This is a genomic window from Alkalihalobacterium elongatum (assembly GCF_019024285.1).
GTDB lineage: Bacteria > Bacillota > Bacilli > Bacillales > Bacillaceae_F > Alkalihalobacterium > Alkalihalobacterium elongatum.
On record NZ_WMKZ01000034.1, the window covers coordinates 1 to 20,467 of the forward strand.

The 20,467-nt window shown below is 37.6% G+C and carries 23 protein-coding genes and 1 tRNA gene; 2 read left to right on the top strand and 22 right to left on the bottom strand.

The genetic code is table 11. From position 1 onward, the window contains the following. Position 1: 1 nt before the first annotated feature. Positions 2–74: transfer RNA gene (locus GKP30_RS21030), tRNA-Asn, on the bottom strand. A 124-nt stretch (positions 75–198) separates the two neighbouring features. Beyond that, on the bottom strand, positions 199–666 hold the full coding sequence (locus GKP30_RS21035; RefSeq protein WP_216831435.1) for a SprT family protein: 468 nt from the start codon (positions 664–666) through the stop codon (positions 199–201). A 108-nt stretch (positions 667–774) separates the two neighbouring features. Between GKP30_RS21035 and cmpA the strand changes: the two genes are divergently transcribed. Continuing rightward, positions 775–915, top strand: a complete 141-nt coding sequence (gene cmpA, locus GKP30_RS21040) for a cortex morphogenetic protein CmpA (RefSeq protein ID WP_216831436.1) — start codon at positions 775–777, stop codon at positions 913–915. A gap of 33 nt (positions 916–948) precedes the next feature. Here the strand turns inward: cmpA and GKP30_RS21045 are convergent, their stop codons facing one another. The 14 genes from GKP30_RS21045 to acpS all read right to left on the bottom strand — a co-directional run bounded on the left by GKP30_RS21045 (position 949) and on the right by acpS (position 12,952). Then, complete coding sequence (locus GKP30_RS21045; protein ID WP_216831479.1) at positions 949–3,105, bottom strand: Tex family protein; 2,157 nt, start codon at positions 3,103–3,105, stop codon at positions 949–951. Positions 3,106–3,572: 467 nt separating this feature from the next. Further along, positions 3,573–4,175, bottom strand: coding sequence for a PP2C family serine/threonine-protein phosphatase (locus GKP30_RS21050; protein ID WP_216831437.1), 603 nt, complete (start codon positions 4,173–4,175; stop codon positions 3,573–3,575). Further along, entirely contained in the window at positions 4,172–4,960 is a 789-nt protein-coding gene (gene sigB, locus GKP30_RS21055) for an RNA polymerase sigma factor SigB (protein WP_216831438.1), read from the bottom strand. Before sigB ends, GKP30_RS21050 begins: the two co-directional genes overlap by 4 nt. Beyond that, positions 4,929–5,405: an anti-sigma B factor RsbW gene (gene rsbW, locus GKP30_RS21060; protein ID WP_216831439.1), complete on the bottom strand. Its 477-nt coding sequence runs from the start codon at positions 5,403–5,405 to the stop codon at positions 4,929–4,931. Before rsbW ends, sigB begins: the two co-directional genes overlap by 32 nt. Further along, a complete protein-coding gene (locus GKP30_RS21065) occupies positions 5,402–5,734 on the bottom strand; it encodes an anti-sigma factor antagonist (protein ID WP_216831440.1) in 333 nt (110 codons plus the stop codon). The genes rsbW and GKP30_RS21065 overlap by 4 nt, the downstream gene beginning before the upstream one ends. Positions 5,735–5,790: 56 nt before the next feature. After that, entirely contained in the window at positions 5,791–6,813 is a 1,023-nt protein-coding gene (locus tag GKP30_RS21070; RefSeq protein ID WP_216831441.1) for a PP2C family protein-serine/threonine phosphatase, read from the bottom strand. Between the two features lie 11 nt (positions 6,814–6,824). Next, positions 6,825–7,238 (bottom strand): anti-sigma regulatory factor, encoded by a 414-nt coding sequence (locus GKP30_RS21075; protein WP_216831442.1) that lies wholly within the window; start codon positions 7,236–7,238, stop codon positions 6,825–6,827. Between the two features lie 2 nt (positions 7,239–7,240). Next, positions 7,241–7,597, bottom strand: a complete 357-nt coding sequence (locus tag GKP30_RS21080) for an STAS domain-containing protein (RefSeq protein ID WP_216831480.1) — start codon at positions 7,595–7,597, stop codon at positions 7,241–7,243. 33 nt (positions 7,598–7,630) lie between these two features. Next, on the bottom strand, positions 7,631–8,449 hold the full coding sequence (locus GKP30_RS21085; RefSeq protein WP_216831443.1) for an STAS domain-containing protein: 819 nt from the start codon (positions 8,447–8,449) through the stop codon (positions 7,631–7,633). Between the two features lie 538 nt (positions 8,450–8,987). Further along, entirely contained in the window at positions 8,988–9,338 is a 351-nt protein-coding gene (locus GKP30_RS21090) for a type II toxin-antitoxin system PemK/MazF family toxin (RefSeq protein ID WP_075387512.1), read from the bottom strand. Between the two features lie 3 nt (positions 9,339–9,341). Then, positions 9,342–9,626, bottom strand: coding sequence for a CopG family ribbon-helix-helix protein (locus GKP30_RS21095; RefSeq protein WP_236035276.1), 285 nt, complete (start codon positions 9,624–9,626; stop codon positions 9,342–9,344). Positions 9,627–9,735: 109 nt separating this feature from the next. Further along, positions 9,736–10,914 (bottom strand): alanine racemase, encoded by a 1,179-nt coding sequence (alr, locus tag GKP30_RS21100; protein ID WP_216831445.1) that lies wholly within the window; start codon positions 10,912–10,914, stop codon positions 9,736–9,738. A 274-nt stretch (positions 10,915–11,188) separates the two neighbouring features. Continuing rightward, positions 11,189–12,205 carry a LolA family protein gene (locus tag GKP30_RS21105; protein WP_328703196.1) on the bottom strand — a complete coding sequence of 339 codons (1,017 nt, stop codon included), beginning with the start codon at positions 12,203–12,205 and terminating at the stop codon, positions 11,189–11,191. 384 nt (positions 12,206–12,589) lie between these two features. Beyond that, a complete protein-coding gene (gene acpS, locus GKP30_RS21110; protein WP_216831446.1) occupies positions 12,590–12,952 on the bottom strand; it encodes a holo-ACP synthase in 363 nt (120 codons plus the stop codon). 182 nt (positions 12,953–13,134) lie between these two features. Between acpS and GKP30_RS21115 the strand changes: the two genes are divergently transcribed. Then, a complete protein-coding gene (locus GKP30_RS21115) occupies positions 13,135–13,881 on the top strand; it encodes a rhomboid family intramembrane serine protease (RefSeq protein ID WP_216831447.1) in 747 nt (248 codons plus the stop codon). 153 nt (positions 13,882–14,034) lie between these two features. Here GKP30_RS21115 and GKP30_RS21120 read toward each other — a convergent pair whose 3' ends face one another. From GKP30_RS21120 to GKP30_RS21145, 6 genes are all read right to left on the bottom strand, one after another. Beyond that, positions 14,035–14,907 carry a metal ABC transporter substrate-binding protein gene (locus tag GKP30_RS21120; RefSeq protein WP_216831482.1) on the bottom strand — a complete coding sequence of 291 codons (873 nt, stop codon included), beginning with the start codon at positions 14,905–14,907 and terminating at the stop codon, positions 14,035–14,037. A gap of 249 nt (positions 14,908–15,156) precedes the next feature. Further along, positions 15,157–15,654, bottom strand: a complete 498-nt coding sequence (locus GKP30_RS21125) for a hypothetical protein (protein ID WP_216831448.1) — start codon at positions 15,652–15,654, stop codon at positions 15,157–15,159. A 15-nt stretch (positions 15,655–15,669) separates the two neighbouring features. After that, entirely contained in the window at positions 15,670–15,993 is a 324-nt protein-coding gene (locus GKP30_RS21130; protein WP_216831449.1) for a DUF2325 domain-containing protein, read from the bottom strand. Positions 15,994–16,203: 210 nt separating this feature from the next. Next, positions 16,204–17,889, bottom strand: a complete 1,686-nt coding sequence (locus GKP30_RS21135; RefSeq protein WP_216831450.1) for an ABC transporter permease — start codon at positions 17,887–17,889, stop codon at positions 16,204–16,206. A 37-nt stretch (positions 17,890–17,926) separates the two neighbouring features. Then, entirely contained in the window at positions 17,927–19,039 is a 1,113-nt protein-coding gene (locus tag GKP30_RS21140) for an extracellular solute-binding protein (protein WP_216831451.1), read from the bottom strand. 278 nt (positions 19,040–19,317) lie between these two features. Further along, positions 19,318–20,373, bottom strand: a complete 1,056-nt coding sequence (locus tag GKP30_RS21145) for an ABC transporter ATP-binding protein (RefSeq protein ID WP_216831452.1) — start codon at positions 20,371–20,373, stop codon at positions 19,318–19,320. Positions 20,374–20,467 lie beyond the last annotated feature (94 nt).

Genomic DNA, 20,467 nt, shown 5'->3' on the forward strand with positions numbered 1-20,467 from the left:
GCTCCACAGGCAGGACTCGAACCTGCGACCGATCGGTTAACAGCCGATTGCTCTACCAACTGAGCTACTGTGGAATAGTATCGGACTTGAACTATTTTACATAATTTTTAATGACACGTCAAGACCTTCTAGTTTTTTTATGCTACAGAGATGGACAAGCTATCTTGTAGCGACCTCTATAATATATCATAGGAGGAATTAGAGGTCAACATCGATTTTTACCATCTTCAATTTTCCACCACATCTTCCACACGCATAACGTGAGAGATCAAATTTTCTTTTTCTAGTGTATTTTAAAAAACAGCTTGTACATTGAATAATGTACCTTTTCTTAGAATAGGTTCTTTCATTAGATAATGCTTTACAGTACCTAGCTCCACCTACTTGTTTTAATAAGTCTTTAAAGTCTTTATCTTTATGCTGATATCCCTTTTTTTGAATGTGCAAATGATAATGACACAATTCATGCTTAATAATAGAGATCAATTCTTCCTTACCAAAAGCCTCATACTGCTTCGGGTTAATTTCGATGTCATGTGTATGGAGTAAATACCGTCCCCCTGTTGTTCTGAGCCGATGATTGAACCTTGCTTGATGACAAAAAGGCCTCTTAAAATGGGTTAAAGATACTTCCTCCACAATAGATTGTAATTCCTCTTGCTTCACCGTAGTTATCTCCTTTTAGTAAATAACTTTCAAATTTCTATCAACTTTGACAAACTGTTATACATATACTAAACATAGTAACATAAATGAATAAGGAGCTGCTAGCTTATGCCCTATTGGCTAAGGAAGCAACTAAAGGCTGCTTTCTTTCAAAAAAATCGATACCAAATTAAATTACTCAACCAGTGTTGGTTCTATTATCAAAGAACACATTACAAAAGAAATACAGCAATTGAAAAAAGCAATTAAACAAGAGGCTGACTTAGTCAGCCTCTTGTTTAATTAATTTATCTGTTTTTCTGGTTCGACCATCGTTAAAGCTACTCTTTGCTTTTTAATATCCACATCGTCAACCCAGACAGTAACTACTTCACCAACAGCTACAACTTCGAGAGGGTGTTTTACAAAACGATTGCTCAATTTAGAAATATGAACAAGTCCATCTTGTTTTACGCCGACATCAATAAATGCTCCGAAATCCACTACATTTCGGACAGTTCCTTGTAGTTCCATTCCCTTTTGTAAATCTTCGAGTGCTAAAACACCTTTTTTCAATAAAGGTTTTGCTAAATCATCACGAGGGTCACGCCCTGGGCGAATTAACGCCTCAATAATATCTTTTAATGTGGGTTCCCCTATGGATAGTGTTTGAGCCATCTCTTCCATAGAGACCTGTTGTAGTTTTTCTTTTAAAGTATCTGTACCTAGATCATCCATACTTGCACCTACAGCTTCTAGCAACCTCTTTGTTTCAGTATAGGACTCTGGATGAATTGCTGTGTTATCAAGAGTGTTATCACTCTCAGGTATTCTCAAAAAGCCTATACATTGTTCATACGTTTTAGCACCAAGCCTTGGCACTTTCTTCAACTGCTGACGCGATGTAAACTTCCCTTCTTCATTACGTTTCTTAACAATATTATTGGCAACAACCTTGGATAGCCCAGCTACATATTGAAGTAATGATGGAGATGCTGTATTTACATTGACTCCTACTCGGTTAACAGCTGTCTCAACCACAAATCCTAATGATTCAGCTAACCTCTTCTGTGAAACATCATGCTGATATTGACCAACACCTACTGATTTAGGGTCAATTTTTACTAATTCCGCTAATGGATCTTGAAGTCTACGAGCAATGGAAACTGCACTACGCTCCTCAACTTTTAAGTCTGGAAACTCTTCACGACCAAGATCGGAAGCAGAGTAAACACTCGCACCTGCCTCATTTACAATTAAATAAGAGATAGGTAAATCACTTTCTTTTATTAAATCAGCAATAAACTGTTCAGACTCTCTCGATGCGGTACCGTTACCAATCGCAATAACATCGATATTATGCTGTTGTATTAAGCGATTAACTACTTTTTTAGCTTCGTCAACTTTATTATGTGGCGGTGTTGGATATATAACGGTAATATCTAAGACTTTACCTGTGTCATCAACAACTCCCAGCTTACAACCAGTACGGTAGGCTGGGTCTAAACCAAGCACAGTATGTCCTTTAATAGGTGGTTGTAACAGTAGATTTCGTAAGTTTTCAGAGAAGATATGTATAGCTTGTTCTTCAGCTCTTGTCGTAAGCTCATTACGTATCTCACGTTCAATGGAAGGTTCAACTAAACGCTTAAAGCCATCCTCTATTGCTTCCATTACATAGGATGCTGCATTTGAAATTTGATTTCTTATGTAGTTTTTATTTAGATACGCTTCGATCTTTTGGACAGGAAACGTTATTCCAACACGTAAAACCTCTTCTTTTTCACCACGGTTCATGGCAAGAATACGGTGCGGAACAACGCGTTTCAACGGCTCCTCGTACTCATAGTACATCTCATATATTTCTTTTTCATCTTTTTCTGCATTTTTTACTTTTGTAGTGATAATTCCATCTCTAAAAGTCAGTTCCCTAATATGTTTTCGAACATCAGCATCGTCAGAAACCCATTCAGCTATAATATCCTTTGCTCCTTGTAAGGCTTCTTCTACACTTAAGACTTCATGTTCTTCAGAAATATATTTTTTTGCTTCTCCTTCCACATCAGCTGACTTAGGAAATGAGAATAGCCATGTCGCTAGCGGCTCTAAGCCTTTTTCTTTTGCAACCGTTGCTTTTGTACGGCGTTTTTGTTTGTATGGCCGATACAAATCTTCAACTTCCTGAAGTTTTTCTGCTTTTTCTATTGCCGCTTTTAATTCATCCGTTAGTTTTCCTTGCTCGTCAATAAGACGAATGACCTCGCCTTTTCTCTCACTTAAATTCACTGCATACTGCCATGTTTCAGTTATTGAACGGATTTGAACTTCATCTATACCACCAGTAAGTTCTTTTCGATAACGAGCAATAAAAGGGACTGTATTTCCTTCTTCTATTAGTTCAATTACTTGTTGTACAGTTTTGGTCGGTAAATTTAACTCTTTACCTATTTTCATCATCATTTGTTGACGTAATTCTGGGTTACTCAAATTCATCTCTCCTCTATACAGCTTGCCTTGTTAGCATTTCTTCTACTATATTGAATTATGCTTAAAAGTAACTCTCCTTATAACCTTCGACATCACACTTCTCAATCCTTTATTAGAACGGCGGCGTTAATCTTAATTAGTGATTTAGACTCAATTAACAATTCCTCAAAAGCATTAACCCTTTTTTAAACCGTAAGCGCTGCTGTTAAAGGATGTTGAATTTGGGCTCATTACTGAAAAAACAGACTGAAATTCTCTGTGAAAATGCATTTTCTCGTTCATTTCAGTCTATTTTTCAACCTTTCAGTTCCTGAAAGGCGTGTGAAATTAACACTTCACACGATGAGCCCAAAATTCAACTTATATTAACAGAATCCTTTAACAAAGCTAAACCGTAAAAAGGAGTCTGACGTCGATAGTAAGTCAGACTCCCAAAACAGTTAATGTAATTGTCCAACTAGTAAAGTCATGTCATCATCATTAGCCTTCACATGTTTTTCAATAAACCGACTAGCCTCTTCCTGCGAACGTAAGTCAGTTAAGTTTTCATGCTTTATGCCACTTAAATGAACTCCATCGGAATAGATAACAAAAATGCTGCCAGGATCAAAAGGAAAACATTCAGTTTTAACATTTATTCTTCTTCCAGATAAAAATCCACGTCTTGGCATAGGTCTAATAATTTGGCCACTTGATGAATAGAACAGAAATCCAATATTTCCAACACTACCAAAATGGGCTTTTTTTTCACGCTGATCAAATTTTACGACTGTTAAAACGACCCCTCGTTGTGAAACAAGATTATTATTACAAAGCTCAACTAGTCTCTTTACACTTTCATGATGATGCTGTTTTATTACATTCACCACCGTAGTAGAAGACGCATGGGCCTCTTCACCACTACCCAGTCCATCCGCAACAGCGCAAATGACATACTCTTCGCTTTCAACCACCACATAGGAATCCCCGCAAAGAAAGTTTCCTTCTTTTGGTTTTTGGTAAGCAGAAACACTTACATGTTGTTTCCTTTTAAATTCAATCATTTCAAACACTCGGTAGGCTTGATATTAATAGTTTCACGTAATTTCTGGAGTGCCCTTCTTTGCAATCTTGATACATGCATTTGAGAAATCCCTAACTGGTCTCCAGTTTCTTTTTGGCTTAAGTTTTCATAATAGGTAAGCTGTAAAATTTGCCTTTCACGTTCAGATAGTACTTGGAAAGCTTTTTCTAAGAGTATTTGTTGGTCCGTTTGTTCATAACCTTCTTCTTGGCGACCGACTAAGTCTAGCAATGTCGCTTCTCCACCTTCTTGGTCAGCTTCTATTGGTCGATCGACAGATAAAGCTTGGTAACTTCTTCCCATCTCCATCGCTTCAAGAACTTCTTCTTCAGAGACATTAATTAATTCTGCAATCTCATTGACTTTTGGGGAGCGTTGCAAATCATTTGTTAGTTGATCAACTGCTTTTTTTATCTTTGGCCCTAGCTCTTTAATTCTCCTAGGCACATGGACACTCCACGTTTTATCACGAATATACCGTTTGATTTCACCAATAACTGTTGGTACTGCAAATGACTCAAAACTCTTCCCAACTGTTGGATCAAATCGTCTAATCGCTCCTAGAAGACCCAACATCCCAACTTGAAATAAGTCTTCAGCATGTTCTGGCCCTCTTGCAAATTTTCGTGATAACGTTAGAACCAGCGGCTTATAGTGCTCGACTAACTTGGTCTGTGCAACATCTGATTCACCTTGTTGATACTCTGTGATCCATTGTACTACACTGTCTTTACTACTGGGTCGATGCTGAGGTTTCGTCGACATAGCGTTCCACCCCATCTCTTTCTAAGTACTTTGTCATCATTAAAATGACGCCATCTTCTTCACTGATCTCTACTTTATCCATTAGTGTGTTAATGAGAAAGAGCCCCAGCCCTCCTTCTTTCAGCTCATTAATAGGCTGGCTAGCATCAATTGGCCCTAACTTGTCTCTAATACCGTCCATATCAAAACTTTCTCCGCTATCTGCTACAACTACTTCTAAACGATCCGTAAACACATGAAAAGTAACTGTTATGCAACCGTCACCTTCATAAGCGTGCTCGACAACGTTCGTACATGCTTCTGCAACAGCAATTTTAATATCCTCAATGTCATCATAGGTGTAGCCAATGCGATTTGCAATTCCAGAAACAGTCAAACGGATGACTCCTACATACTCTGGTTTTGCAGGAACTCTCATCTCGATGCGATCACTTTGACGGGTCATTGCGTTTCCTCCTTCTCTTGAGCTTCAATATCTATTACTTCATCTAGGCCTGTAATTTTAAATAATCTGTGCAAGCGACTAGATAAACCTTGAAGTTGAATATGGCTGTTATAGTTATGTGTAGATTTAAGCGCCCCTATAAAAATACCGAGACCTGTACTATCAATATAATGAACATCAGATAGGTCTACAATTACTTTCATACCACTTTCTTCAGTTAGTGGAATAAGTACTTCTCTCAATTTCGGAGCAGTAAACGCATCGACCTCTCCTGATAAATGTAACAAATGAAAATTTTCCTTAGTTTCTTGACGTATTTCTAAATTCATAATAGCCCTCCTACAGAAAATTCAATTCTCCATTTATTTACCACGCTTTTATTTTTTTAAACCTGTCTTCGTAAAACCATCAACGTAAAATCATCATTTAGCTTAAAATCTTGCAATTGGGCTAGTTCATCGTAAACCCTCTCTACCATCTCTTGTGCTGGGAGGTCTATATAATTGATAAGCAGATCGTTAATTTCTTCTCTTTCAATAAAACGATCCCCTATCCGACATTCTGTTACTCCATCTGATAGCAGAACTATGGCATCTCCTACACTTACTTTTATTTTTTGTTCACGAAAATTCGTTTTATTCGAAACTCCAAGTACAAGCCCCTTGGCGTACAAATCTCTAAATTTCCCTTCGCTTGCATTAAAGTAAAATCCTGGCTCATGCCCTGCTCCTGAGTACACAAATGTGTGGTTCACCGCATCATATGACCCATACATCATTGTTATAAACATACTAGGATCAATATTTTGTTCAACGACGCGGTTTAAATTCTTAAGTAAAACACCAGGTTCTAGACTATAGGAAGGCATACTATCTATCGCATATTTTATCATCGACATACACATGGCAGCTGGAATACCTTTTCCAATAATATCCGCAATCGCAACCCCAAAATGTCCACTTTCATTTTTTACACAATAATAATAATCCCCACTCATTTTCCCCGCAGGAACACTAATAACCCCTATATCTACACCTGGAATTTGAGGTATTTTTTTAGGCAATAATGTTTGTTGCATATTTGCAGCTACATCTATTTGCATTTCTAACTCTAATTGCTTGTCCCTTAAACTTTGATGCTCTCTGTACGCTAGACCGTACCCTATCATTACCTCAAGTAAAAAGGAAAATGATTCGGTTATTTCAATGGGAAGACCCTCAAATATCTCTTCTAATACGGCACAATGTAAGCTCACCATTTCCTCTGGTGAAATTTGGTTTTCTAGCAAACGTTTACTATATTGCTGAGCATCATACAAATCCTGTTCACTTTTATTTTCTAAAAACGCACGGAGTAAATCCTTATATTCAGATTGCAAAGTTAGATCCTGACTTTCAGCCTCTATCATCGTTTACCTCCTTACCTAAGCCATTTTGTAACCGCTATTACAGTTCCTTCGCCTACATTTGTTTCAATTTGGAAATCGTCCATTAACCTTTTTACACCAGGAAGTCCTGCCCCTAGTCCTCCAGAAGTTGTAAAGCCATCCTCCATCACTTGACGTATATCGTCTATTCCAGGCCCTCTGTCAGAAGCAATGATTTTAATTCCTGTCTGAAACGAATTTCCATTCTTACCATTAACCCTTTCAATACAAATGGTTCCTTGTTGGGCATATAAGTAAATATTGCGAGCAAGTTCGGAAATAGCTGTTGCTATTCTTGCCTGATCCACTGTACCAAAGCCAATTTCTTTTGCTAAATTCCTACCAGCTTGTCTAGCTGCGACAATTTCCCACTCACTCTTTACTTCTACACAAGATTGGATTGCCATTTTTACCCCTCCAACTCTTGCTGCAACTTATCCATCCCTTGCTCTAAATCGAGCGCCGTTTGGACACCACCTAACTCAATTCCCATATCTACCAGTGTGATGGCTACAGCAGGCTGTATTCCAGTTAGCACCACTTTTGTTCCCATTAAATTAGACATATCAACCACATCACCAAGTACCTTAGCAATAAATGAGTCAATCATCTCTACTGACGTTAAGTCAATGACAACACCCATTGAACCTTCACGATGTATTTTGTTAAGTAAATCTTCTTGAAATTGCAAAGCCGTTTGGTCATCTAATTCAATTTGAACACTAACGAGTAAATAGTCTTTCAGTTTTAAAATAGGTATTCGCATACTCATTCTCAGGCCACCTACTCCTTTTTCATTCTATAAATCTATTATTTTTTTATTTGTTAATTCAAGCGCAGATTCCATTCCCTTTCTAAGGGTACTCTTGGTTGGGAATTGACTCAAATCTATTCCTAAATTGACAATAGTTTGTGCTATTTCAGGTCTAATTCCTACAAGAATACATCTTGAACCTACGAGACGAACTGCTTCAGCTGCTTGAATGATATGATGCGCAACCATCGTGTCAACCACTGGCACTCCCGTTATATCAATTAATACAACCTCAGCTCGGTGCTTAATTACACCATTTAATAAGTTTTCCATTATTAATTTTGCCCTAGCTGTATCAATCGTTCCTATTAACGGCATAATTGAAATATTTTCGAAGATAGGAATTAAAGGTGCAGATAGCTCTAATAATGACAACTTTTGTAACTCAAATGTATTCTCCCATGACCCCGTGTAATTATGAATGACCTTATTAATAATTCCATCTATCCACGTTTCAATCTCATAAAAGAGCGAGACAATTCTCTTACTGTCACTTTCTCTTTCTGTTAGCATCTCAAGGATAACACGACGAAAAGCTTGCAAGCCTTGAGTAATATACTCTAACTGCATACCAGCACGAACCAGTCGCTCTGAGTATTGCCCAATTCGTTCTGTGGCTTCTGCCTGACTCCAATTTAATGTATCTAAAATTAATTCAACAAACTCTTGATTTGTACTATCAAAGACGTGTTCAGTTACGTTTTTCATGTACGTCTCTTTTCGAACAGCCTCAATTTCCTTTAACCAGCGTGCTTTTAAATCTAATTTATTTTTCAATATAATTTCTATAATATCTGGTTCCATAAAATACACCTCCACTACTAACTATTATTTCACGTCTTCCAAAAAGTTGCAAAAGATGTACTTTACTAGAAAAGTGAAAGCGACCGTTTAGCGGCGTATAGACTGGAGCCCTCCGTATGAGATAAAGGATACACAGCGAGGCACGAGCTGATGTTGACTTATCGTAAGGAGGAGAGCGAAGTCCACTAGACGCTGGTCGCTGGAGCTAGACAAATAGAAAAGTGAAAGGTGCCAGCTTATCGGCGACAAGCGCTGGAGGACCAACGCTAAGTGTCCTGCTTTTTGGACACGTTCGATGGACCGAAGCGACCTCGAGCCGATGGCACCTGAAGCTAGACAGTTAGAAAAGCGGAAGCGACCACATAGCAGCGTAGGGACTGGAGCGAGCTGAACTTGAATACATCAAAAAAAGCGTATGAAATATCTATTTCACACGCTTTTTCTAATTTATATCTATAACATTATTAATAAAATAAAAAAGCTACCTCATCTTTTTACAGGAGAAGTAACTTTTTTCAAAAATAAGCGTACTCTAAAATTAAAAATTAATAAGACCTAAACTAATTTGAAGAGCGTCATCCACTCGACTCATCATATCATCGTCTAAATGTGTGATTTTGTCAGTTAGTCGTTGTTTATCAATCGTCCTGATTTGTTCTAACAAGATCACCGAATCTCGATCAAATCCATAACGCTTAGCGTTAATCTCAACATGAGTCGGTAACTTTGCCTTTTGAATTTGGGCTGTTATCGCCGCGACGATGACAGTTGGACTAAACCGATTCCCGATATCATTTTGAATGATGAGAACAGGCCTAACTCCACCTTGCTCTGAACCAACAACAGGAGATAGATCAGCAAAGTAAACATCGCCACGTTTTACAATCAACAGCTACACCCCACTTACTAAGCGATCTAGGGTGTTCTCTGCTTCCTCCTCAGCAAGAAAGGCTTCTGATGCAATGTTTAAATTGATCTTCGCCATTTCCATATAACCCTGCTGCATCGACTCACGAATTTGACGTCTTTTTCGTTCACGAAGATACATCTTTGTTGCTTGGGAGATAAACTCACTCCTGTTAACATTTTCTTGCTTTACTACCCCATCTACTTCGTTTAAAAGGTTCTGCGGCAAACTAATCATAATTCGCTTTGTGGCTTGTTCAGACACAAACATACACCCCCAACGTACGGTACGACCTATTTACATTCCGTAATAATAATAGCACTGTCTAGGCTGAATTGCAAAGTCGTTCTTAATTATTTTGTAACTATTTATTTTTTCATTAAGGTATTAATTTATTTTTTACTGCATATACCTCGCCATTCTTTAGATAAACTCTTGGAATTCTAGGGCCAATCATGCAAGGAATTTCATAGTTAATCGTCGATAATCGCTTGGCCACATCATCTATTGAAACCGTTTGGTTACCTTGGCAACCAATTAATGTCACCTTTGAACCAACAGGAAATTCATAAGGTAATTTTACCATACATTGATCCATACATATCCTGCCAACAAATGGAACATACTCTCCACCTACTAAAACTGAACCCCTTTGAGAAGAATGGTATCTAAACCACCCATCTGCATAGCCAATTGGAATCGTTCCAATCCATTCCCACTCACTAGTCTTATAAGTCACACCATAACTGATGCCCTCTCCAGGCGGAACATGTTTGACTTGTATGAGCTTTGAATGTAGCGAGAATGCTTCTTTTAATTGTACTGGTAACTTGTCTTTTATTTCAATAGAAGGAGTAAGTCCGTACATCGAGATTCCGAGGCGAAACATGTTAAATGCCTTATCAGGGTGCATTAAACCAGTTGCACTATTGCCACAATGAATAATCGAAAGATCTACTTGCCACTCTTCCAATGAGCATATCATTTGTGTAAAGCGTTCATGCTGTTTATTAAAATACTCGTCACAAAGTTCATCTGCTGTTGCAAAATGAGTATATATTCCTTCTAATAAAAAACGGTTATCGTCTTTTATTAGTTCAATTACAGTTTTTCCCTCTTTTCTATCTCTTATACCAATTCTCCCCATACCTGTATCGAATTTCAAATGGATTTTTATTTGCTTCTTTCCATTATACAGTCCTTTTGCTCGCTCTAACCATTCAGCTGCGAAAACAGTTACTGTCACATCATATTTTGCAGCTATTTCTAAATCTTCAGGGCGAATAGCACCTAGTACTAGAATAGGTGCTGTTATATTAGCATGACGTAACTGAAGTGCTTCATCTAAGACCGCTACAGCTAAATAGGATGCACCTGCTTCAATTGCCGCTTCGGCAACTGGTACTGCACCGTGACCGTAACCATCTGCCTTTACAACTGCCATAATATCCATACTATGTTGAAAGCTTGCTTTAATATTCTTTACATTTTCAATTATACAATCAAGGTTAACCTCGACCCATGTATCACGATAATAAGAGTCGTTCCAACGTTGCAAAGCGTTCTCCACCTTCCAAAATGAAGCTAGTTCTCTTTATTGTGATTATCGTTTTCTTTGAACATACTGTCAACAACCCAAAAGTCATATTCAAATTAAAACTAGCTTTTTATCCCATTTTTACTTTTAAAAATTCAATACATTAGAGCAAAAAAAGAAGAGGCTGACTATTAAGTGTCTAAGCCTCGTCTGTATAATATAATTCATGTTTCATTATATCAGTTACAGTACATGGCAAATCTACTTTGAAATCAGCCTCCTGCTATTTAGCTTGTTATTTTTCCAGTGTTCCGTATACCGAGCGAGCGATAGACATCATTTCTTCAGCCTCTAGGTCGTTCGATGCTAGATAGAAGTCAACTCCTTGGTAAGTCCACATTAATGAACCGTTTGACATGACACCGACAGTAAAGCCTAGGTCTACTGGATCACCAGAGCTTACGTTCATTGGTGTACTAGCTGGAACAACTCGGCTCTTCTCTTGAATTAGAGTAAAGTTATTTTCTCCAGAATACGTAAGAACGACTTTTTCACCGTCTTCAGTTCGAACCGTTTCTGAATTCGTTAATGCTGTGCCCTGTGGCTCATACATCGGATAAAGTACAGTTAAAGGTGACGCTTCTTCCGCTAACGTTGGAACTTCTTGACCCATTTGTGCAGCTGTCATGTTACGTTCCATATCAAAATCGTCTTCATTGAAGCTCGGATTCATAGAGAACGAACTGAAGTTCACTTGTACAAGTGGCTGTAAATCTGAATTCATGATTTTTACAGATGCTGGTGTAAGGTCTTTTTTGTTTAACATAATTTCTTGGCTATTTAAGTTTTTGTTTTGATAATTTGTTTTTGTTTGGAACACATAGTGATCCTCTGTAGCTTGGAACGTGCGATCTGGATCATTAAGGATATCAGCAATTAAAGATTCGTATAAGTAAACCTGGCTGTTGTTTTTTGGCCAATCACTTTGAAAACGGAAGCTTTTGTTTAGAGCTGGTGTTAATACGAATACCCCTTCATCATTACGAAGAATGATTTGACTTTGATTTTTCTCATCATTCTTTAACGCGACACGATAATGATTTTCAACTTGATGCCATACTTCAACATCATACTGCTGTGGTTCTTTTCCTGTTTGTAATACCATCGTAGCATCTGTCTTATAGCCGGTCATTTCGCTAAGCTTTTGATCTAACCCTTCAATAATGTCCTCTTGCGTTTTTTCACCGCAACCCGCTAATACAAGAGTGAGAATGACGCTGACGAACAATGCAACTAGTCCTTTCCTTCTCACTACAGTTCACCCCTTTGTCTCATATTTCACGACAAAAGAAAGACATCAGTTATACGTTATAAAGTAATTAATTGTCTTCCGAGCTAAAGAAGAAGAGCGTGCCTATCATTTAATTTGTAATGTCACGGACTTAAGTCAAAGCCATAGCCGACAGAAAATACTAGCCTAAGCGACTTCTAGCTAAGAAGTTTATCAATGATGCCAATGAAAAAGAAGTCCAAAATTTTCTATTCTATCGCTTATCACAAACCCCGTGTTAGACATTCATAATTAATAGTGCACGTCATTTCCACTCCGAGACTATGAGTCAATTACTCTAGTTGTAAACTGGCTTTCTCCTAACCGCACTATCACTATATGAGACAAACTCACACAATATGCAGACTAGCTTGACAAGCTTTCAATAATTACTTGAGCAACAGCGAATTCTTTTGAGTGAGAAATAGATACATGTACAATATCATTACCTTCCCAAAAGATTTTAGGCTTACCAGTATGTACGTCATTTAAAATTTCAATATCATGCCACCCAACCTCTTTTGAAATGCCCGTACCCAACGCTTTAACAAACGCTTCTTTTACTGCAAAGCGTCCTGCTACAAACTCAATCTGGCGTTTATGTGAAAGGGTGTTGTATTTACTTCTTTCGCTTTTAGTTAATATCCGCATGATAAATTTATCTGTTCGTTCGATCGCCTTCTCAATCCTTGCAATTTCTACAATATCAATTCCTATTCCTATAATCATTGGCCTCGTTCTCCTTATTCTGGTACCACCATTATTGCCTACTATAATAAAAATTCAACCTCAACTATAATAAACATACTAATTTGAAGTAGTGATATTCTCACCTTGCAATCATAAACTTATCATAACCTATTCATTTCATGATAGTATGGAAGAGAAATGAAGTAAAAAGGTGGTTTTCTATGTTTATTCGAAATGAAAGCTTTTACTCTTTCCGACGAAATTACCCTGTCATTACAGTTATTGTAGCTATTCACCTTATTCTTTTTATTTGGATGAACTTTTTACCTTTTGGCTATCTCGTTCGTAATATTGGAATAGGATTTAATCCAGCTGTTGCTCAAGGTGAATACTGGCGTCTCATTACACCTATTTTTATGCATTTAGGCGTAGGTCACGTGCTATTCAATTCCTTTTCACTCGTTTTATTTGGTCCTGCATTAGAAAAGATGCTTGGTAAGGTTAAATTTATTTCAATTTACTTATTAGCTGGTATTATTGCAAACATTGCTACTTTCTATTTGGGCGGCCTTTCATACCCACCACATTTAGGAGCTTCTGGAGCGATCTTTGGTTTATTCGGTGTTTACCTCTACATGGTATTAAACAGAAAAGACCTAATCGACCAAGCTAATTCACAAATCGTAATGACAATTTTAATTATTGGTCTTGTTATGACATTCGTAAATTCGAATATTAATATTCTTGCCCACTTATTTGGTTTAATTGGTGGGGCTGCACTCGCACCCCTCTTCCTTGCAAATGCACGCCCTTTTTACGCTTACAGACACGTTCATGACCCAGACGAAGTCACTTTTAACCCAAATCGTTGGCGCAAACGTCGTTTGAACGGTGCAGTTATTCAAAAAGCGCTTTGGATAGGTTTTGCTCTATTAGTTCTAATTGGGGTTATCATGCGTTTCTTTTAAAATTAATGTTTAAGAGGCTGACCCATAATGAATGAGTCAGCTTTTTCATTTTCTATATATATATGACTATCCTTGTATTAATTAAGACAAAAGAAAAAGAGCACACTTCACATTTGTGCTCTTTCAAACTTGTATCTTATTTAATTTTATAAATTATTGACTTAATCCATTGACGAAAACATTAACGTTATGTTCCATCATTTTAATATAAGTCTCTGCTCCTGAACCATCTTGACCGACAGCATCAGTATACACTTCTCCAGCAATTTCAACTCCAGCATTATTAGCAACTGTTTCCATATAACGCTGATCTACTGTCGTTTCAACAAATACAGCGGGTAAATTTCTTTCTTGAATTTTATCTACTAACCCTGAAATTTGACTAGGTGTACCTTCTTCGTGTGAGTTGATTTCCCAAATGCCTGCAGTATCGATTCCATACGCCTGCCCAAAGTAGCGAAATGCATCTTCACTTATAGCAATCATACGGAAGTCTTCTGCGATTGTACTCATTTCAGCCTTTATCCATGCATCCAACTCTTCTAATTCTTGTATATAAGCTTCTGCATTTGCGCGGTACGTATCTTCCCCATCAGGATCTCTTTCAACTAAATCATCAACTAGATTATTAACCATTAAGATGACATTTTGAACATCAAGCCAAATGTGAGGATCGTCACCATCTTCATTAGTAAGTGGAATCGCAGTAACACCTTCAGAAAGAGTTACAACTGGAATATCTCCAGCGTTTTGAACGAGCTTTTCAAGCCACTCTTCAAGTCCCAATCCATTTATATAAAAAACATCAGAATCACTAACCTTTTGGAAATCACTAGGAATTGGCTCATATTCGTGTGGTTCTTCCCCAATTGGAACGATATACTCTACCGTCCCACGATCTCCAATTACATTTCCAACAATATCACCTAAAATAGAAAAACTAGTGGTGATATCTAGCCCTTCTTTTGTACCTGCTTGTTCCTCGTCTCCGCCGCCGCATGCAACTAAAAATAACGACATTACCATAGCTGACGCTAATAAAAGTAATCGTTTCTTCACAACAATTCCCCCTTCAACATATACGTACGTTAGTACAAGTTCTTTCATTCATATAAAATTGTTTCCCTTAGGCAAGTTTTTAGGTAAAAAAATACCTTGTCTTTACCACAATCAATAATGTTGACTTAATACAACAATTATTTTTTCATATTTATGATTATTTGTCTAGACGTTTCTCCAAAAAAAAAATAAAAATGGGCACCTTGGTACTCATTTTTATTTCCTATCATATAACTTATAAACGTTTCCATCAATTAAAGAACAAATGCTTACATATAAATGGTTAGTTGTACTCATTTTCTCCAAATAGCTTTTGACTTGATTACACATTAGCATTGCTTCTTGTACATCTGTCTCGATTACAAAAATAGTTGCACGGATCCCATTACTTTTGGACATTTGGCTAATAATCACTGGCTGATCATTGATAATTTTGCAGCAGCAAGCACCTTCATTATAAGCGAAACCTTTTAGTAATAGGTCAGTCGTTTTAGCTAAGACCGTGTAATAATCAGTAGTTGAGTGAAATTCTTCAATATTTATTTTCTTCCAATGCTCAGCAATTAATAACAATACATGATATGAACTTCTTTCGTTTTTATCAATGCTATAATACTCATCTATTATTTGATTAACAATTGCTTGTAATCTGTTCTTTAAGACCTCTTTCCCTAAAAAACAACCTTTCTCTAACCGTAAATGACTTCGAGACATTTGAACACCTACATTCTAGTTTGAAATTTGACAGTTATTTTTATTTGGACAGCCTTCATACTGGCAGCTGCCAATTGCTTGATAAATTGAGCACCACGAACGTTTCGCGTAACAGATAGGAACGCCCTGTTCATTCGCTTTCTTTTTTAAAACAGAAGATAAATTATGATTTATGTAATCAGTAAGAACGAGGACTAAGTCGATATGAGCAGGAATTTCCCTTTTCACTTGTTGAACCTTTCTTCCACTGACATGAATCACTTCATTGAACCCTACGGTAGCTAATTTACTTGGTATTTTCCCTAAATGATCAGCACCGACAATAAGAAGAGCAGACACACTTAATTCCTCCTTTAGTAATATCAATTGATAATAATTTTCATTTTCACTAACTATATTTTAATTGATAATGATTATCGGTGTCAACTTGTTTACAAAAAAAAACATAAAAGGCTGACTCTATAAACTAGTACATACCCTCCTTCAACATAAACATTGAAGAGGACAGGCACTATAGAGTCAGCCTTTCTTTATTAAACAAACGTTTATTTAATACTTTTTCAACAAGTATCTTAACGGAATAATAGATACGAGAATAATAATTAAAGCGGATGGTGCAGCTAAGTAATAAAACGCCTCTTTTGCCTCAACATAAACCCTTACTGCTAAAGTGTCAAACCCTGGAGGACGTAGCATAAGTGTTGCTGGAAGTTCTTTAATCGAACTAACAAATACTAGTGCACCACCAGCTAAAACGCCTGGCAGTATCGAAGGCAAAATTACCTTAAACATAACTTTCCAAGGGGGTTGTCCTAAACTTCGTGCTGCTTCATCGATCCTTGGTGATACTAGGCTCAATGATGCTTCCCCTGCTTGCATCGCTTGTGGTAAGAACCGGACAACAAACGCAAGAGCTACCATATAAAACGTATTATACAAAGCTGGGATGTGATTATTGAAAATAAAGATCATCCCTAAAGCAACAATTACACCAGGCAATGCGTACCCTGCGTAACTTAATTTATCAATTGAGCTTGAAATAACCGATGGATAGCGAGACTTCAAATAAATTATTGGCATAGAAAGAATCATACACAACAATGCCGCAAATCCAGAAACTCTCAAGCTGTTCCATGCAAATCCGAAGAAACGTTCATCAAGTGCACCCATACCAATCCCGATGATGGACCAATATACGAGTACAGCAATAGGCAATAGTACAGACACAAAAAACACAGCACCCACAAACATAAGTGTCGGAACTTTCCACTTACCTAGCGATAAGATATCTGGTTCTTTAAACGTATTTGATGTTTGGTAATACTTACTTTTCTTCCGAGTTTTTGCCTCGATCCATAATATTACTACTGTAAGTAATATTAGTACTAAACTTAATACGGAAGCTGAAGCTGTATCAAAGCTTGCTCGTTGAAAATAAATTGCAGCTGTAAATGTAACATAACGCATCATCGCGATGGCACCAAAGTCAGATAAAACGTATAGCGATATAAGGATCGCACCCGCCCCAATTGCAGGACGTAGGAACGGTATATTAACCTTCCAAAAGATTTGTCTTGTGTTCATCCCTTGTGAACGGGCTACTTCTTCAAAGTTACGGTTCATCTTACGAAGTGATGCACTAGCAATTAAGAATACATACGGGTATGTAAACATCGTTAAAACAAAAAACACACCCCAAAATGAATAGATATTTAGCGGGTAATCACCTAAAAAATTAACTAACCATGGTGTATCACGCCAAAAGTCGCGCATCCACCCTGTTGGTCCAAAGACAATAATATAGGTCATCGCTCCAACATATGGTGGAATAACGAGCGGAAGTGCTAACAACCATTGCCACATTTTTCGACCAGGTATATCTGTTCGTACAACGACCCATGCTAGTGTAACTCCAATAGCCACAGCACAAACCGTGACCGCAAAAGTAAGTGAAAACGTATCCCATAATAATTGCGGGATTCGCCCATCTAATAAACGCTTCCATCGGTCTACACCAGCAAATAGTGACTGCCAGATAACATAAATGATCGGTACCGACATAATTAAACCAGTAATTAAACCAAATAATAACAAAACTGGTCCTGGTGGGTTACCTCGCCAAATATCCATCCACATTCTTCTAAAGAAACGGAGAATGGTTGGAGAGAAATTCTCTCCAACCTCGGCATTTTGATCGTTATTCAATTGACTTTTACGTTGATTTTCATTACTCATTATGCCCTCTCCTAAGTCGCAAAATCATTTATTGCAATTATCTTAATTCAAGGTCTAAGCCTGATTGTTCAATTAGATCTTTTGTATCTTCAAAATAATTTCCAAGCTCTTTTAATGGCATCTTTTGAACTTTTAGATCACTTAATTTAATTGCCGCCTCATATGGTGGTTCTAAATCAGTGTTCATTGGAACTTCCAACGACTCTCCAACGAAAGCTAATTGATTTTCAGGTAAAAGTAACCACTCGATGAATGCATTTGCATTTGCCTCATTCGGCGCACCTTTTACAAGACCTACACCAGCAGCGTTAGCAATAACTCCCATTTCACCTTCTCCTTGGTCTGGATAGATGAAGCCTACATTGTTATTCGTTGGTTCTTCTAGTTGTTGGTGATAGTAGTAGTTGTTAACTAAACCAAATGCATGCTCACCAGCACCTACTGCCATACGAATATCGCCGTGACCGTTGTAAATACCAGCTGCATTTTCTTTAATTGCTGCGATCCAATCAGCTGTTTTCTCATCGCCCCACTCATTACGAAGCGCTGATACATTACCAATCATACCACCATTTCCACCACGAGTGATAGCAAATTGTCCTTTAAATTTATCATCCATTAACTCTTCCATTGTCTTCGGCATTTCTTCTTCTGTAATCATATCTTTATTATAGATGAAACCACGTGCTCTTGCTGATAAAGCGATCCATGAATTGTCATCAGCACGGTATTGCGCGTCAATAGTTTCGACACCTTCACCGTCAAAATTTGTTAATAACTCTTCCATACGTAAATATTCTAATGCACCAATATCATTTGAAATAAAGATGTCCGCTTGAACATTTCCAGCTTCTTCTCGTAACTGAAGCGCATCAGCTTCATGTAAAGGTCTTACATTTAAACCTGTTTCTTCTGCAAACTTATCAAGTAACGGTTGAACAAATTTTTCATTACGGTTTGAGTAAACTACGATCTCACCTTCTAATTCAGCAACTGCTTCTTCTTGCCCTTCTTCTTGTTGCTCTTCTTGTGGCTGCTCTCCACCTGTTTCTGTTTCTGTTTGGTCTCCTTGATTACCGCAAGCTGCTGCTACAAACACTAATGCAAGTGCCATCATAGCAAGCAATAAAAGTTTCAATGATTTCTTCATTGCGTATGTTTCCCCCCATAAATATGTAACTTTTTTAATTTGTAATTGGAATGAAATTCATTCTCAATCTCAACTACAATTCGTAGTATAGTGCAACTGATAATCATTGTCAATAAACTTTTTAAAAAAAGATTATAGTTCTGTAAAAAGTTACAACTTTATGGCGAAAAAAGGACTGACACAGAAGAGAAGCCCGCAATCCGCAAGATAGATTTGTTTAAGCTACCTATCGTTTGCGAAAAGCGGGCACTTTATGAGTCAGTCCAGCATTTATTTTATTAATCTACTAAAGCTACTAATTCTGGAGTTATATCAAATGTCACTACACTTCCGATCTCAATGTCTTGTTCGATCGGTGCATAGATAACCATTGGCTCATTAGTTGCTTGATCTGATTGTAAACGGACATGTACTTCTTGGTATTCACCGCTGTATGTAACTCGTTCCACCATACCAGCGTAACGTCCTTCTTCAGCCAGACGACAGCCTTCTGGGCGAATAGATACCATTACATTATCAATTGACTTATCGGATTGTTGCGGTAAACAAACACGACCAATATGCGTTTCAACATGTTTTAAATCTGGACATAAAGTTCCAGAAATTAAATTCGTTTTACCAACGAATTGAGCTACGAAACAGTTCTTTGGACAACGATACATTTCCTTAGGAGCAGCAATTTGCTGAATGATTCCTTCATTCATAACAACGACACGGTCAGACACTGCAAAAGCATCTTTTTGGTCATGAGTTACGATAATCGCGGTGGCCTTTGCTTTTCTCAAAATATTCGTTACATCATAACGCATTTTTTCTCTTAGACCAGCATCTAAGTTACTAAACGGTTCATCCATTAAAATCACTTTTGGCTTTGGTGCTAACGCACGAGCTAAAGCTACTCGTTGTTGCTGTCCACCTGATAACTCACTTGGTAAGCGATGGCCAAATTCACCTAAACCAACTAACTCAAGTACTTCTTGAGCACGTTTTTTCTTGTCTCGTGTCTTCCATTTATTTAAACCAAACGTAACATTTTTTTCAATTGTAAGGTGCGGAAACAAGGCATAGTCTTGAAACACCATCCCTATTCCTCTTTTTTCTGGAGGCAAGGAGCGGCGGTCATCGTAAACGACTTCATCACCGATTCGAATTTTTCCTTTAGTAGGCTGTTCAAATCCTGCTAACATTCTCAACGTGGTCGTTTTCCCACAGCCACTTGGTCCTAAAAGCGTGATGATTTCACCCTCTAAAATCTGAAGATTTAACTGGTCGACGGCAGGAGTAGCCGCTCTGTTATAATATTTGGTAACGTTATCAAACTGAATGAAGCTCATAGCTAACCTCCGATGCTCCTCAACTTAATCGATGAGAATGATATTCATTGTTAAAATTTTAGCATAGGAGAAGTCTAAGCGTCAATGAAAAGAC

Excerpts from the sequence above, each read along its gene's own strand:
- GKP30_RS21145 (WP_216831452.1), bottom strand. The coding sequence starts at position 20,373 with ATGAGCTTCATTCAGTTTGATAACGTTACCAAATATTATAACAGAGCG.
- GKP30_RS21050 (WP_216831437.1), bottom strand. The coding sequence starts at position 4,175 with ATGATTGAATTTAAAAGGAAACAACATGTAAGTGTTTCTGCTTACCAA.
- GKP30_RS21095 (WP_236035276.1), bottom strand. The coding sequence starts at position 9,626 with ATGTTTGTGTCTGAACAAGCCACAAAGCGAATTATGATTAGTTTGCCG.
- GKP30_RS21125 (WP_216831448.1), bottom strand. The coding sequence starts at position 15,654 with ATGTCTCGAAGTCATTTACGGTTAGAGAAAGGTTGTTTTTTAGGGAAA.
- GKP30_RS21085 (WP_216831443.1), bottom strand. The coding sequence starts at position 8,449 with ATGGAACCAGATATTATAGAAATTATATTGAAAAATAAATTAGATTTA.
- GKP30_RS21045 (WP_216831479.1), bottom strand. The coding sequence starts at position 3,105 with ATGATGATGAAAATAGGTAAAGAGTTAAATTTACCGACCAAAACTGTA.
- sigB (WP_216831438.1), bottom strand. The coding sequence starts at position 4,960 with ATGTCGACGAAACCTCAGCATCGACCCAGTAGTAAAGACAGTGTAGTA.
- GKP30_RS21080 (WP_216831480.1), bottom strand. The coding sequence starts at position 7,597 with ATGCGAATACCTATTTTAAAACTGAAAGACTATTTACTCGTTAGTGTT.
- cmpA (WP_216831436.1), top strand. The coding sequence starts at position 775 with ATGCCCTATTGGCTAAGGAAGCAACTAAAGGCTGCTTTCTTTCAAAAA.
- GKP30_RS21065 (WP_216831440.1), bottom strand. The coding sequence starts at position 5,734 with ATGAATTTAGAAATACGTCAAGAAACTAAGGAAAATTTTCATTTGTTA.
- rsbW (WP_216831439.1), bottom strand. The coding sequence starts at position 5,405 with ATGACCCGTCAAAGTGATCGCATCGAGATGAGAGTTCCTGCAAAACCA.
- GKP30_RS21135 (WP_216831450.1), bottom strand. The coding sequence starts at position 17,889 with ATGAGTAATGAAAATCAACGTAAAAGTCAATTGAATAACGATCAAAAT.
- GKP30_RS21115 (WP_216831447.1), top strand. The coding sequence starts at position 13,135 with ATGTTTATTCGAAATGAAAGCTTTTACTCTTTCCGACGAAATTACCCT.
- GKP30_RS21120 (WP_216831482.1), bottom strand. The coding sequence starts at position 14,907 with ATGGTAATGTCGTTATTTTTAGTTGCATGCGGCGGCGGAGACGAGGAA.
- GKP30_RS21140 (WP_216831451.1), bottom strand. The coding sequence starts at position 19,039 with ATGAAGAAATCATTGAAACTTTTATTGCTTGCTATGATGGCACTTGCA.
- GKP30_RS21075 (WP_216831442.1), bottom strand. The coding sequence starts at position 7,238 with ATGGCAATCCAATCTTGTGTAGAAGTAAAGAGTGAGTGGGAAATTGTC.
- GKP30_RS21070 (WP_216831441.1), bottom strand. The coding sequence starts at position 6,813 with ATGATAGAGGCTGAAAGTCAGGATCTAACTTTGCAATCTGAATATAAG.
- acpS (WP_216831446.1), bottom strand. The coding sequence starts at position 12,952 with ATGATTATAGGAATAGGAATTGATATTGTAGAAATTGCAAGGATTGAG.